Annotated in this window: 7 protein-coding genes; 1 reads left to right on the top strand and 6 read right to left on the bottom strand. The window is 62.4% G+C overall.

Annotation, left to right across the window (positions count from 1 at the left end; genetic code table 11):
* Nucleotides 1-20 precede the first annotated feature (20 nt).
* The 6 genes from addA to ahcY form a co-directional block, all read right to left on the bottom strand.
* Entirely contained in the window at nucleotides 21-3,605 is a 3,585-nt protein-coding gene (gene addA, locus BM399_RS01955; protein ID WP_092866137.1) for a double-strand break repair helicase AddA, read from the bottom strand.
* The gene (gene addB, locus BM399_RS01960; RefSeq protein WP_092863468.1) at nucleotides 3,602-6,733 is read right to left on the bottom strand and encodes a double-strand break repair protein AddB; all 3,132 of its coding nucleotides are present in this window, start codon (nucleotides 6,731-6,733) and stop codon (nucleotides 3,602-3,604) included. The genes addA and addB overlap by 4 nt, the downstream gene beginning before the upstream one ends.
* Nucleotides 6,733-7,473, bottom strand: coding sequence for a nucleotidyltransferase family protein (locus tag BM399_RS01965; RefSeq protein WP_092863471.1), 741 nt, complete (start codon nucleotides 7,471-7,473; stop codon nucleotides 6,733-6,735). The genes addB and BM399_RS01965 overlap by 1 nt, the downstream gene beginning before the upstream one ends.
* A 22-nt stretch (nucleotides 7,474-7,495) precedes the next feature.
* Nucleotides 7,496-9,043, bottom strand: coding sequence for a tRNA (adenosine(37)-N6)-threonylcarbamoyltransferase complex ATPase subunit type 1 TsaE (tsaE, locus tag BM399_RS01970; RefSeq protein WP_092863474.1), 1,548 nt, complete (start codon nucleotides 9,041-9,043; stop codon nucleotides 7,496-7,498).
* A gap of 11 nt (nucleotides 9,044-9,054) precedes the next feature.
* Nucleotides 9,055-11,568, bottom strand: a complete 2,514-nt coding sequence (locus tag BM399_RS01975; RefSeq protein ID WP_092863477.1) for a sensor histidine kinase — start codon at nucleotides 11,566-11,568, stop codon at nucleotides 9,055-9,057.
* Nucleotides 11,569-11,772: 204 nt separating this feature from the next.
* Entirely contained in the window at nucleotides 11,773-13,182 is a 1,410-nt protein-coding gene (gene ahcY / locus BM399_RS01980; protein WP_092863480.1) for an adenosylhomocysteinase, read from the bottom strand.
* Between the two features lie 360 nt (nucleotides 13,183-13,542).
* Between ahcY and BM399_RS01985 the strand changes: the two genes are divergently transcribed.
* A complete protein-coding gene (locus BM399_RS01985; protein WP_092863483.1) occupies nucleotides 13,543-14,985 on the top strand; it encodes a pilus assembly protein in 1,443 nt (480 codons plus the stop codon).
* Nucleotides 14,986-14,991: the final 6 nt, after the last annotated feature.

Consider the following 14,991-nt stretch of genomic DNA (forward strand, 5'->3'; position numbering starts at 1 on the left):
TCCATGAAGTAGGGATTAGGTCAGGAAGCGTCAAGGCTCCCCCAATCGAGGTCCCAAAGACGGACCGTATAAAGATCGAGGATGTCACCCGGAATTTCCATGAGTCGGGGGCCGTCCGTCCAGAGCAGCGCAGCCCGCACGATCCGGCCGGGATAGATTTCTCGGAGCGCCAGCCGATATGCCGCAAGCTGATAAAGATAGGCATCTGCAACCTGGCGCACCTCCGCTGGCGGCGGGCGATTGGTCTTGTAATCGACGATAAGAACTTCGCCTTCGGTCAGCGCCAAGCGATCGATCTGGCCCGACAGATCGAGGGCCGGTCCCTTGCCGTTCGGCCGCGGTATGACGGCGGCAATCGGGGCCTCAGCAACGCTGTCGGCTCCGAAGATCGCGGCGAAACTCGGATGCTCTAAAACAGCGAGCGTTTCCTTCACGATGCTCGCGCGCACTCTCACTGGCAGGGCTGCGCCGCGTTTGTCGACGAAGGCGGTCGCGATCATCTCGCGCCGGTCAATAGCAATCGAGGGCAGATGCTGAAGGAGCGCGTGCGTGATCGTTCCGCGTAAGAACCGATTGGCGCCGCCGACACTGAGCGGCGAGGGCGTGTCGTTCGTCGCTGCTGCGTCCTGTTTGACGGGGACGCGCGGCTCGCCCTCGGCATCGGGTGCGTAGGGTTCGAGACGCGAGGGCGCGAGTGGCACGGATAGTTTCGGTTCAGCCGGCGCACGGCGTGTTGCGAACCCGGGACGCGCAAACGCGCTCTGTTCGGTTCGTTTTTCGTGCTTCGGCTTTTCAGGCTCCGCTACTTGCGGCCGTTCCATGCGCCAAATTTTCCGGCCGTCGCCGAGATCGATTTCATCCATGGCCGGTATCAACGCAGCAGACGCCACGTCATACCAGCAGCCATCGGCGCGGCCGCGCTTGGTTTCGAAGCCCGCGATGTAGAGCCTGTCTCTGGCTCGCGTCATGGCGACGTAGAGGAGGCGGTTGCGCTCTTCGGTGTCGGCCTGTTCCTTCTCTCTTCGCGCGCCTTCGACGGCCGGAACGCGATTTGTGCCCTTGACGCACCAGACGATCGCTTCGGCGGATTCCTCCGCAAGCGTATGTGCGGCAAGTTTCACGAGGCGCGAAGATGCGTCGTCACCCGACGACGTGGTGCAGGTGTCGGGAAGGAAGACAATCGGCGCTTCGAGCCCTTTGGCGCCGTGCACGGTCATGACGCGAACTTCGTCGCGGCCGTGCTCCATGTCGCGCTTCACCTCGGGGTTCGCGTCGCGAAGCTTGGCGAGAAATTGCGTGAGCGACGGCGGATCGCTTTCATCGTAGGAGAGCGCGAGGTCAAGGAATTCGTCGATGACGTCGGCGGCTTCGGGCCCGAGCCGGTTCAGCATTTTCTCGCGGCCGCCGTCGCGATCGAGAATGCCTGAGAAGAATTCGAAGGGCGGCGTGAAGTCGGATTTGGCACGCCAGCGCTTCAGCGTTTCGGCTGCGTCCTTGAACGCGGAATTCGTATCGGCGCTTTCGAGCAGTGCGGACCACAGCGTCCGTTTGCGGCCATGCGCGATTTCGAGGAGATGGTCGTCGTTGAGATTGAAGAGCGGACCCTTCAGAACGGTCGCCAATGCCAGATCGTCTTCAGGCAAGGTCAAGAAGTCGCCGAGGACGATCAGGTCCTGAACTGCGATCTGATCCGTCAGTCTGACGCGATCTGAGCCTGCGACGGGGATACCACGCCGCTTGAGCGCCGCGACCATGGGCACCGCAAACGGGTTTCGCTTTCGGACGAGGATCAGGATATCGCCGGCGCGAATGGGGCGGTTCTCGGACGGCAATCGTTCGCCGCCGTCGATCCAGTTCTTGATCGTGTCCGCTATGCGATCCGCGAGCCGGTTAGCGGGCGAGCGCTCGTTCGTATCGGAAAGCGGGTTCCACGGATCGGCGACGACCGTTTCGTCGGGCATCTCGGTCGGCCATATCTCGACCAAACCCGCATGGCCGATACGGTTGGCGACGTGGTCGATATTGCCGTTGTCGGCGGTCAATCCCGGCGTGCGCGCCGGATCGGCAAACACGCGATCGACAGCCGCCAACACAGGCGCGACGGTACGGAAAGACAGCGTAAGCGGCACGCGTCTCCACGCGAGATTGGCGCCGGTCGCGAGCGTCGCGAAACGCTGGCCCATTTCGGCGAACATCTTCGGCGCGGCGCCCTGGAACGAATAGATCGATTGTTTTTCGTCACCGACGGCAAACACGGTGCGTGTAACAGAGCCCGCGCCCATATCGGCGAAGAACTCGTGCGCGAGCGCGGAAATGATCTCCCACTGCTCGGGGCTCGTGTCCTGCGCTTCGTCGACGAGAATATGATCGAGACCGCCGTCGAGCTTGAAGAGCACCCACTGCGCCTGGCCTTTTTCGCTCGTCAGCAGCGCACGGGTTTTCAGAATGAGATCGTCGAAATCGAGCGCGCCGGCGGAATTTCGCGCAGCTGCGTAGCGCCTCAGCACTGAGCCCGCGAGCTGATAAAGGGCGAGCGACGCATCGATCAGCGTCAGCGCTTTCAATTCCTGAGAGAGCCTGAAGAAATTCTGCTGCGCCTCCTGGCAGCGATCATGCAGGCCCGGCTTCGCCTGAGAAAGCGCCTTCGTCATGAGGCTCTTTCGGAGCGCTTCTCCATTATCGACGAGAAAGTAATCGCCGAGAACATGCGCGCGGCGCTGGGGCTCGGAGTGCGCCATCATGGCGATCAATTTCGCGCTGTGGCCGGCATCCGTTTTGCCGCCGGTTGCCAACAGCTCCGTGAGTTCGCGTATGTCTTCCTTCGAGAGAACGTTCGCGCATTCGGTGTGCAGATCGACGGAAGCGATGGCCGCACGGACGCTCAGCTCTTTGCGAAGGTGAGCATCCATCGCCGCAAGCCCGTCTTCTATCCTGCCGGGTTCGACGTGGGAGGTTGCTTCGAGCCATTTACGCTCCTCGACCGCCTTGGAAACGAGCTGATCGAAATGTGCGTCGGCGGCGTAGCGAATGACGAAATCGAGCGCCTTTCCAAGCGACGTATTCGGTGCGCCCGTTGCCTCGGTCAACGTCGCCTCGATCGCGTCAGCCTTTAGTTCGCGTGCGGCCTGGTCGTCGAGGATCTTGAAATCCGGCGGCACGCCTGCTTCCAGCGGGAAGCGTTGTAAAAGGCGTTCGGCAAAGGCGTGGATGGTTTGGACCTTGAGGCCGCCTGGCGTTTCGATGGCGAGCGCGAAGAGTGTTCTGGCGCGTTGCATCAAGTCGACTGAGGCGGGCACGCCGACGATTTTGGAGAGGTCTTTGTGAAGCGTTTCGTCGTCGGCCGTCACCCAGCCGGCGAGACGGTCGAAAACGCGTTTCGACATTTCGGCTGCCGCCGCCTTCGTAAAGGTGAGGCAGAGGATGCGCTCGGGGCGCGTTCCGGCGAGCAACAGGCGCAATACACGCAGCGTCAAAACGTGTGTCTTGCCGGTTCCGGCGTTGGCGTTGACCCATGCGGAGTTTTGCGGGTCGGAGGCGCCGCTCTGTGCCTGATCAGTGAGCCGCCGGATGTCTTCCGGTGAGGTCTTCTTGATTTCGAGGTTCACGAGGCTGCCTCCTCGTCGACGTGTGCCGACCATTCCGCAACGCGTGCGAGATGCGCGTACGCATCGAAATCATAGCGATAGCCGGGCCGCCGGATGGCGCGGTAGGGCGTTTCCACGCGATCGAACGTGGCAATAAGCTGTTCAAGGCCTGCGCGCGCTTCGGCGGCGAGTGCTGCAACGTCGTCGCATTTGATCGTCCGCTCTTCGCCGGGCGGCTCGGCGCCTGAAGCGCGGATGTAGCGCAATGCTTCGACGGTATGTCCGCTGAGATGCGGAAAGCCGACTTCGCCGAGCGCGATTGCGGCTTCGAGCGGCAACTGCGGCGAGCGTCCGGCCTTGACGGCTGCGTCGCTCGGCGCGGCTCCCGTTTTGTAGTCGGTAATGACAATCGCCGCGCCCTTGTCGTCGATGCGATCTGCTCGCGCGGTCAGCGTGAAGGGTTTGACACCTGTGTCGAGGACAAGCCTTCCGGACGTCTCTGCGATGATCGCCTGGACACCGTCGCGCCGCGCCGCCTCCGTCATCGCAAACCATGCGAGGAAGCGCTTGAGACGCGGCAGCCAGAAGGCGGCGACGCGGGGATGCCCCGTGTAGATTTCGAGCACGGCTGTCGCAATGCGTTCCAGTTCCGCGCGCGGATCAGCGGGCAGCGCGTTTGGGTACTCGGTCGCAAATTGCGACATGACACTGTGCACCAGTCCGCCGCGGAGGCTCGCGTCGGGCGCTGCTCCGAGCACGGGCAACGGATCGAGCTTCAGGACGTGGCGTGCGAAGATCGCGTAGGGATTGCTCGTCCAACGTTCGATCTCGGTTACGCTCAATTTTCGCGGGCGTGCGTCGACGGGCGGCCTTGGCTCCGGCGCCTCGACGCGAATCTGGTTTGCCGGATCGATCCAATCTCTCGAGCGCGCCCAAGCCAGCCACGGTTTATCGGCCTCGAGAGCCGGCAAGAGATCCATGCCCTTGAGGAGCGCGGTCGTGCGCATGAGCCACCGCGATGGTACCGTCGGAACGCCGCCGACCTTTTCGGCGCGCGTCAGATAGACGGTCTCGGCGCCGAGGAGCGAGACGAAGTCGTGGGCGGCGCGGCCGGTTTCTTCCTCGGGTGAGGGAAGGCCCAGCTCGGTGCGCATCGGCCGGTTGAGCCAAGCGCCGGGCTCAGCGGCTTCGGGCCAGGTGCCTTCGTTGAGCGAGCCGATAATCAGCACATCGGGTTGCTGCAGGCGCGCTTCGAAAGGGCCCCATATGGAAATGCGCGGATGCACGGCGGTGCGCTCGCGGACGTTTTCCTTGGCGAGCAGCGTCGCATAGAGATCGGCATAATCGGTGGCGCGTATTTCGACGTCAGGTGTTTCGGGTTTCAGAAGCTCCGTGAAGAAGCGGCCTGCGACGTTGCCGGCTTCGCCCTGCCAAAGCGGGTTTTGGCCATTGGATGCGGGCGCTTCGTCCTCGGGCAGGGCGGCGAGAGCTTCGGCGCTTTCGGCATGGGCACGAGCGAATTCGGCGAGCGTGTGCGGGCTTTGATCGGCGTAGAGATCGGTCAGCGGCTTGAAAGCTTCGGCAACCTTCGTCACGAGCAGGCGCGCGCCTTCGCGGTCTTCGGCCCAGAGGCGGCGCGCGGCGACGTGCATGAATTTTTTTTCGCCACCGTCGTCGCGCTCTGCGGTGTCGAGTGCCGCGATAATCCCTTCGACGCCGCGGCCGAGATAGGCCGTGCGGAAGGCGCTGATTTCGAGCGCGCGCGCAAAGCGGCGAATATCGAAGGTTTTCATGCCGGCGCGGCACAGCGGGTGGCGCAGGAGCGCCATCGTCTCGGCCGGTGCAAAATCGCTGACGACCGCGTTGATGACGAGGGCTAGAAACGCGCCCGGAACGGTTTTCGCGAACGGCCGCCCGGCGCTGTCGTCAACGCGGATGCCCCAGGCTTCGAGACGGATCGCGACGCGCCGCGCGAGCAATCGGTCCGGCGAAACGAGCGCGGCGGTTCGACCGGGCGTTTCGATCGCTTCGCGCAGTATCAATGCGACGGTTTCGGCTTCGTCCTGCGCCGATGGCGCTTCGATCAAGGATACGCCGGAAAGCGCTGCCTCAAGTTTTTCGCGGTCGGCATTTGCTGCAAATTCGTGCCAGCGCGCGGTCGTCGCGGAGGGTCGCATCGCCTCGCTGAAGAAGGCTGAGCGCGCGGTGCGTGCCGCATCGACGTTGACGCCGGGCAATGTCTTCACGTCACTTCTCGAAATGCCGAGGCCGTCGAGCAGCTTCCGCAAGCCGAACTGCGGATGCTCCGGGTGGAGCGGCACGATCTGGTTCCAGCTGTCCTCGTCGAGCGTGTGGTCGAGTGCGGGAAGGACGATGGCGCCTGAGGGGTGGGCGGCGACGGCCCGCATCAACGTCACCGTTGACGGTATGGAGCCCGTGACGCCCGCGACGATCACGACCTCGTCGGGCTTCAGTCGCGCGATGCGATCGGCTTCGGCGAGGATCAGCGCGTTGCGGCGGGCTTCGGGCGACGTCAGGCCGTGTGCTTCGAGATGGAGCGGCCAGTACTCGGTGACGATCTTCAGGAAGTCGACCGTCTTGTTCCAATGCTCGGAGTAGGCTTCGGGAACGAGCGTTTGGATGCCCGACAGCGAGACGTTCTCGCGTTCGATGTCGTCCATCAGTTTGCCGAGTTCGGCGGCGAGCTGGGCTGCTTGTGCCGGCGTCGATCCGAGCGTGGTGTTGCCCGATTGCGAGGCGGCTTCCGCCATCGATTGGCGCCACCGCGCGACGAGCTGCATCAGGGTCAGCATGCGGTCGAGCGGGTTGATCGCGGGCGGTTGCTCCAGCGCTTCGGCGCCGGATGGACCGAGTTCCGCAATGCTCGTGATCAGGGAGAGATCGCCTTCGCCTTCGGAGATCGGCAGAATGCGCGGAATGATCAGCGCACGCGTGTTCGCGACGGCCAGGAAGGCTTCGCGGGCGACGCGTGCCGCGCGGCGTGTCGGCAGCAGCAGCGTGATTTTCGGAAGCGTCAGAATGTCGGGTGGGGTGCGGCCGGCGGCGGGCAGGTCACCGTTCAGGATCGCTCGTGCAAGCGCTTCGAGGAACGGCACTCCGAGCGGCAGGGTAAATACGGATCCCGGCATCAGTCGGAACTCGTCGCCAGCGGTGCGCTGAGTGCGGCTTCCGCTTCCTTGAGGGCATCGGGGGTGCCGACGTGCATCCAAATGCCTTCGAGGCGAAGACCATAAAGCCGGCCCTTGTCGATGGCGCGATCCCACAGTTTGTTCAACGAGAACGCTCCGCTTGGTGCATTTTCGAAGAGACGCGGATGGGCGATCGACACTCCGGCAAACACGAACGGCGCAAGGCGTGGCCCGGTCTGGCGCGTCAGGCGGCCCGTCGCATCCATCTGGAAATCGCCAAGACCGTCGTAGCCGATGCTTGCGGAGAGGGGCGCAACGAGCATCAGACTGTCCATCAGGTCTGCATCGAAACCGCTCAGCAGGCGGTCGAGATTGGAGCCCAGTCCTTCGATCCACACTGAATCGGAATTATGAATGACGAACGGCCCGGCGCCGAGCTTCGGCAGCGCACGCACTGCCCCGCCGCCCGTATCGAGAAGTTTGTCGCGCTCGTCGGAAATGATGATTTTCGGAGCGGAGCGGTGCGCCAGATGCTTTTCGATTTTGTCGGCGAGGTAGTGAACGTTGACCACGGCACGCTTGACGCCCGCGTCGGCTAAGCGATCGAGGACGTGATCGATCAGTGGCTTGCCGTCGAGCGGCACGAGGGGCTTCGGCAGGGTATTGGTCAGCGGACGCATGCGCTCGCCTTTGCCGGCTGCCAGTACGAAAGCGCTGGTGGGGCGCTTGGCGGACGTCATGTGAAGCGTCTCCGAAATCGGGTTAGATCTTCAGGGCTTCTGCGCGCAGGCTCCGAGGTAGGTTTGCGTCATACCATGCTCTCAGTCCGGCGAGAGCCTCATGCTGCAGGTCTCGTTCGAGATACCCCCAGATCCGTGGCATGTGGGCCAGGTATTGCCTTTTCCCATCGCGCATAGCCAACCGCGCGAAGATGCCGAGGATTTTGGTATTTCGTTGTGCCCCTAGTGCGGCGTAGCTGAAGCGGAATTCGGGCTCGTCAAATGCGGGGTTCCGGGAGGCGTTGACCGCGACGTAATGGTCGAGCAGTTGTTTTTCCAGGTTTTCCGGCACGTCAACCCGCGCATCCTCGAGAAGCGACACGAGATCATAGGCAGCGGGCCCGATCATGGCATCCTGGAAATCGATGATGCCGACGTCGCGGGGGCTCGGCCGGTTGTCGAGCGCGATCAGATTTGGCGAATGAAAGTCGCGCAGCAGCCAAGTCTTCGGCTGGCCCAACAGGCGCTCGAATGTGCTCTTCCACAACGCCGTGAATGCGTCGCGAGCCGATTGGGGCGCAGGTGTGCCGTGAAGCGCCGGCCAGTACCAATCGAGGAGCAGCTGGGTTTCGATTTCGAGCACGCCGTCGTCGGCTTCGGGGAGCGCGAACGTCGAGCCATCCGAAAGTACGATGCGGGGGGGCGGTGGCACACTCTGCACCGCGATCAGCGTGGCGACGCCGCGTTTCCAGAGCTCGGCTTGATCGCGTCCTCGCGCAACTTCAGCGCCGAAAACTTCGTCGCCGAAATCCTCGATGATCAGCAGTCCCTGCGCGAGGTCCTCGGCAAGTATGCGGGGGACCGAAAGTCCGTTGGCTCCGAGCGCACCGCCGATCGCGACGAAGGCTCTGACGCTTTCGGCCAGATGCGCGATGGCGCTGTAGGACTTGCCGTCGCGTATCGGTGGACCGTCAGGCCGCTGCGGTGAATCCATGAGGATTGCGCGGGTACCGTCGGCTTTCTGAAGGCGGGCATAGCGGCGCGGGGAGGCATCGCCCTGCAGATAGCTGAAGGCCGTCGACGCTTCGCCCCAGCCTGCGCGCGCCAGAAAATCGCGGATCGCCGCGAAGCGCTCGATACGGGCCACGAAATCGGCCGGCGTGCCGATGCTGACGTTTCGGCGGTCGGGCGCGCCTGTTTCGTCGAAGCGAATGGTGAACCGCTCGCGTGGAATGCGGTCGTCGCCCTTCGATGGCCATTCGATGACGGCGATGCCGCGCGTCAGGGCGGCGTCGAGACCAAGCTCGTCGATCTCGCTCGCGTCGGAAAGACGGTAGAGGTCGAAGTGTGCGATGTCGAAACGCGGGGTTTCGTAGGCCTGCACCAGGGTGAAGGTCGGGCTTGGAATTTCAAGCGACGGATTGCCCGAGATGGCTCGGATGAGGGCGCGCGCAAAGGTCGATTTGCCGGCGCCGAGATCACCCTCCAGCGCCAACGTATCTCCGGTCTGCACGAGGAACGCGACCTCCTGCGCCACTCGCGAGACGTCGCCTTCCGTCAGGTCGTTGAATGAGAATGCCGGGTTTATCATCGCGCTCGGTTTTATGCTGCGCGCTCGCCGCCCGCCAGCCTGTCTCTGTCGCCGCCGGATGTCCGGGAGACGGGCCGCTCAGGAATTCGAACGACCACGCGTGTTCCCCGGCCTTCTTCCGAGGTGATTTCGATATTGCCGCCGTGAAGCTCGACGAGGCTTTTGGCAATTGAAAGGCCGAGACCTGCGCCACGATGCTCGGAGCCGCGGCTGCGGCTTTCGAAGCGCTGGAAGACACGGCCGATCTGATCTTTCGGGATGCCGATGCCGGCGTCCTCGACCCTGAAGAATATGTTTCCGGCTTGCCGCCAGCAGGCGAGGTACACGGTGCCGTTGATCTTCGAGAAGCCGACCGCATTGGACAGGAGATTGTACAGCACCTGACGCATGCGGGCTTCATCGACCATGATTTCCGTCACGTCGTCGGCGACCGCGATATCGATCGTGAGGCGCGAGCGGACCGCGCGCTCGCGGATGCCCATAATGGCAGCGTCGATGATCGCGCGCACGCCGACCGGCGCGACCTTGAGCTCAAGTCCGCCGGCTTCGATCGTCGTCAGGTCCAGGATGTCATCGATAATCGCCAGCAGCGTCTTCGACGAGGACATGATGTCGGCGAGATATTCTCTCTGCTTGTCGTTCAGTTCGCCGAACATCGGACTTGCGAGCATGTCGGAGAAGCCGATGATGGTGTTCAGCGGCGTTCTCAGTTCGTAGGAGATATGGCCGATGAAGTTCGTCTTCAGGCGGTCGGCGGCGACGAGAGCTTCGTTGCGTTCGACGAGGGCGCGTTCGGCGCGCTTTGCGTCCGTCACGTCGGCGTAGGTCAGCAGCGTCGCGCCGTCGGGCAACGGCATTAACGCGTAGTCGACGACGACGTTGTCCGTGCGGATCATCTGGCCGGAGAATGTCTCGCGCTCGTCCTGGAATGCGGTGACGGCGCGGCCGATGCGCAGCCATGTTCCCGCGTCGGGATAGAGGTTTTGAACCGCGGCGATGATTTCGCCGATATGCGGCAGCTCGTTCAGCTTGCCGGAGGGAATATGCCAGATGCCGCAGAAGGCCCGGTTGAACAGTTTGAGGCGGCCGTCCGTGCCGAACACGGCGACGCCTTCCTTGAGGCTGTCGAGCGTTTCGCGCTGCACGTCGATCAGGGCGTTATAGCGGGCTTCGAGTGCGAGGCGGTCGGTCTCGTCGCCGAAGAGGTAGGTGACGCCGCCATCGGGGCGCTGCTCGGCGATGACGTTGATGATGCGTCCGTCCGTCAGATTCCAGATGTCTTCGAGCGGCGTACCGGAGCGGTAGCCGGCGAGAACCTGGGCTTTCCAATCCCGATGGCTGACGACCGGCGGAAGCACGCCGATCTCGCGCAGGCGGTCGAGGATGTCGGAGTCGGTCGGACGGGTCGTCAGCCACTCCGGATCGAGCGACCAAAGCTTCGCGAAAGCGGCGTTGTAGAAAACGAGCTTCTGTTCGCGATTGAACAGCGCAACGGCGGTTTCCACGCGGTCAAGCGTCCGGTCGTAAGCCTCGACCTGGCGATCGAGTTCGCCTTGCGCGGTTTCGATTTCCGTGACGTCGATCGCCGCTCCGGCCATCATGCCGTCGACGGGTATGACGACGATGTCGTGGGGTTTGCGCTCGCCGCCTGCGATGAGGTGAACGCGCGCACGATAGCTTTGACCGGCGCCGACAGCCTTCAGCACATGCTTGCGCTGGCGCGTCTCGAGCAATTCGATCTGGCGGTCCAGGACCTCGAGTTCGCTGTCGGCTTCGACCGCTTTGACGTACGCCTTGTTGACCCAGATGAGGCGGTTGGCCGGATCGCGCAGCCAGACGGGCATTGGAAGAGTGTCGAGAAGGGCGCGGCTCGAGTGAACGTCGCGCGTGAGTGCGGCGTGGCGCTCGTCGATCCTTGCGATTTCGGCTTTGTAAGTCGACACGTCCTTGAAGCGCAGCACGGCGCGTCCGCCGGCGGCCCGGCCCTCCGCTTCGATAGCGGCGCCGGCGTTCGTCTTCACGATGATGCTGAAGGCGCGGCCATTGGTGAAGAGCATGTCGAGCGATGTCTTCAGCGTGTCGGCGGATGCCGGTTGCAGCCATTGTCCGAAGCGCAGGATCTCCGCGTGCTGCTCAGGCAGGCCCGGAATTCCGGTCAGCGTGTGAGAGGCGATGCGGACGGCCTGTTCCTGCTCCCAAAAAATGAGAACCTGGGGCTCTGCGCGGATGATGGCGTCTGCTGCCGCGAGGTTGCGACGAAGGTGTTGGCTCTCGGCTTTTGCTTTCCCGGCTTCCTTACGGGCGACGCTGCCCATGTGCCAGATGAGGAGGCCCGCCATGAACACGGCCGCCGCTACGATGCCGACGATGGCCAACTGACGTTCGCTGAGTTGGTTCGACTCGATCTGGTGGCCGCCCATGAAGACGGCGAGCATGGTGGCGACGCAGGCCATGGCCGCGAGTAGCAGAAGCGCCAGCTGAAGCCGGGTCGTCAACCGTCGGTTCTGGCCGGGCGTAGTGCGCATTTAGTTCCGTTGTAGCTCATGAAAGCGGTCCGCACACCATGTGCGGGCACGCTAATGGAGGTCCGGGCCTTGCGGCACGAATCACCCCGAGTATGGGGTGCCGGGGCCCTCGCCGCTACCGCGCCGGGTGCCACAAAATGAAACGGCGCCAGAGTGTTCCCCTGGCGCCGCGCAATTCGGTTCCGGCTCAGCGGAACTCGGCCATTAATAGCGGTAATGGTCCGACTTGAAGGGGCCTTCGGTCTTGACGCCGATGTAGGAGGCCTGATCGGGGCTGAGCTTCGTCAGCTTGGCGCCGATCTTGGAGAGGTGGAGCCTTGCGACCTTCTCGTCGAGGTGCTTCGGCAACGTATAGACCTCGTTCTTGTACTTGCCTTGGTTGATGTGCAGCTCGATCTGCGCAAGCGTCTGGTTCGTGAACGACGCGGACATGACGAACGAGGGGTGGCCCATCGCGTTGCCAAGGTTCACCAAGCGGCCTTCCGAGAGAAGGATGATGCGCTTGCCGTCCGCGAATTCGATCTCGTCGACTTGCGGCTTGATGTTGTTCCACTTCAGGTTCTTGAGGCCGGCGACCTGGATCTCGTTGTCGAAGTGGCCGATGTTGCAGACGATCGCGCGATCCTTCATGCCCCGCATGTGTTCGATCGTGATGATGTCCTTGTTGCCCGTTGCCGTCACGAAGATGTCGGCGCGCGGAACGGCGTCTTCCATCGTCACGACTTCGTAGCCTTCCATCGCGGCCTGCAGTGCGCAGATCGGATCGATCTCGGAGACCATGACGCGGCAGCCGGCGTTGCGCAGAGACGCAGCCGATCCCTTGCCGACGTCGCCGAAGCCGGCGACCATCGCGACCTTGCCGGCCATCATCACGTCGGTGCCGCGGCGGATACCGTCGACGAGGCTTTCGCGGCAGCCGTAGAGGTTGTCGAACTTCGACTTCGTGACGGAGTCGTTGACGTTGATTGCGGGGAAGAGAAGCTTGCCGCTCTTCTGCATTTCATAAAGGCGGTGAACGCCGGTCGTCGTTTCTTCCGACACGCCCTTGATGGATTTCGCGAGCGATGCGAACCAGCCTTTGGGCTTCTCGGCCAGCGTCTTCTTCAGGAGGGCGAAGAACACCTCTTCTTCTTCCGAGCCGGGCTTATCGAGGAAGGCCGTGTCGCCGTTCTCTGCGCGCAGTCCGAGGTGCACGAACATCGTTGCGTCGCCGCCGTCATCGAGGATCAGGTTCGGCATGCCGCCGTCGCCCCACTCGAAGAGCTTGCGCGTGTAGTCCCAGTAGTCCGTGAGGGTTTCGCCCTTCCACGCGAATACGGGAATGCCGGCAGCTGCGATGGCTGCGGCGGCGTGGTCTTGGGTCGAATAGATGTTGCACGAGACCCACCGAATGTCGGCGCCGAGGGCTGCCAGCGTCTCGATCAGGACGGCGGTCTGGATCGTCATGTGCAACGAGCCGGCGATGCGCGCGCCCTTCAGAGGCTTGGAAGAGCCGTATTCCTCGCGCGTCGCCATGAGGCCCGGCATCTCGGTCTCGGCGATGGCAATTTCCTTGCGCCCCCAGTCGGCGAGGCCGAGGTCCTTGACGATGTAATCCGTGAATTTCGTGCTCATAGGGCTCTTTTCCTCATGGATGCGCCTGCAATGCGGAGGGCTGCGTGGTGCGTGAACATGCACGCTTTGGCCTGTCAGGCCGCGCAAACTGTCGTTGCGCGTTGCTATAACGAACTCGGGCCCATCACGCAATAACATATAAGCAAGTCTTTATGTCCTGCTGACCCTCGATGGGGGGACGCTGCCGCGAAGAGGTCTCGAGTGTGAACAGAAAGTAAACTCAAAGCATAAAGTTTATTTTAAATGGATATTTTGCAGTAAATATCCTGTTAGTCTCAATAACAACTCGGCATATCTCATTAATTCGACATAAATCAACAAGGCCTCAGGGTGATTTCAAAGTATTCACGGAGTCGGTCTATGAAGTTCGCGTCTTTTTCGCTGCGCCGTGCGCTGTGCGGTTATTGGAAGGCGGGGAATGCCGGAGCGGAGCGTCTCCGCGGGAGGACGGCTTTTCGCCGGTTCGCCAGCGACTCGCGAGGCGACGTCGCGATCCTGTTCGGTCTCATGACGCTCGTGCTCGTCATGTTGATCGGGTTGGCGGTCGATTACGGGCGGCTTGTCAATGCGCGCAACCAGACGCTCGAAGCGACAGACGCAGCGGTGCTGGCGGGCGCTCGTGCACTTCAGACCAACGGTGGCGACCAAGCGGCCGCGATCAAGGTCGCGCAGGCGTTCTATAAACAGGCCGTTCAAAGCCGCATCTCGATCGTTTCCAACTCCGATAACATTAACTTTGCAGTCACCGACAGCGGAACGGCAGTTGTATCAAACGGCAACGCCCAGATCTCGACCCCATTCATGAGTGTGGCCGGTGTGAAGACCTTGCCGCTCCTCCATGCCGATGGGTCGGATTATGCCAAGGCCGTTCTTGCGGTCGGCGGTAACGCGGAACTCAACCTCGAAGTCAGCATGATGCTCGACATCACGGGGTCGATGAAGGGCCAAAAGCTGACGGATATGAAGGCCGCAGCCAGCGATCTCGTCAACATCGTCGTTTGGAAGGACCAGAGCAAGTATACGTCGAGGATCGCGATCGTTCCGTTTGCGTACGACGTGCGGCCGCCGAGCTCGGTGCTGGCCAAGGTGCGTGGTGCTACGCCGACGAATCCGCTGACCGTCAGCAACACTAAATACTATCCGGCGGATTGCGTCGTCGAGCGTACCGGGACGGAAAAGTATACGGATGCTGCGCCCGCGGCGAACAAATACCTGATGACGCATTACACGACGGACTCAACGGGCTCCGGCTCGAACAAAAAAGGCGTCTGCGATGTGGCAGCCTCTGCAGAGCTTTTGCCGCTGACGAGCGACAAGACGGCTCTGCTCGCGAAGATCAACGGTCTGGCGACAGCCGGCAGTACGGCTGGACACATCGGTACGGCGTGGGCGTGGTACTTGCTATCGCCCAACTGGGGATCGCTGTGGGCTTCCACGAGTGCGCCTGCTGCTTACAACGCGCCGAACCTGAAGAAGATCGCGGTGCTGATGACGGACGGCGAGTACAATACCCAGTACACGTCGAACGGCATCGATGACGGCTCGAGTTCTCTCACGTCGTGTCCGAAGGCGGCGAATGGTTGCTCTAGCGCACAGGCTAAAGAGCAATGCAAAGCAATGAAAGCCAAGGGTATCGAGGTTTATACGGTTGGCTTCCAGCTCGACAACCAGACGGCGATCGACACGCTGAAGAGCTGCGCGACCGACGCCGACCATTTCTACAACTCGACGACGGGCGATGCGCTTAAGGCAGCGTTCCGCGATATCGCGCTGAAAATCTCGACGCTTTATCTTTCTCAGTGATGGGTT

The sequence above is a fragment of the Hyphomicrobium facile genome (genome assembly GCF_900116175.1).
Classification (GTDB): domain Bacteria; phylum Pseudomonadota; class Alphaproteobacteria; order Rhizobiales; family Hyphomicrobiaceae; genus Hyphomicrobium_B; species Hyphomicrobium_B facile.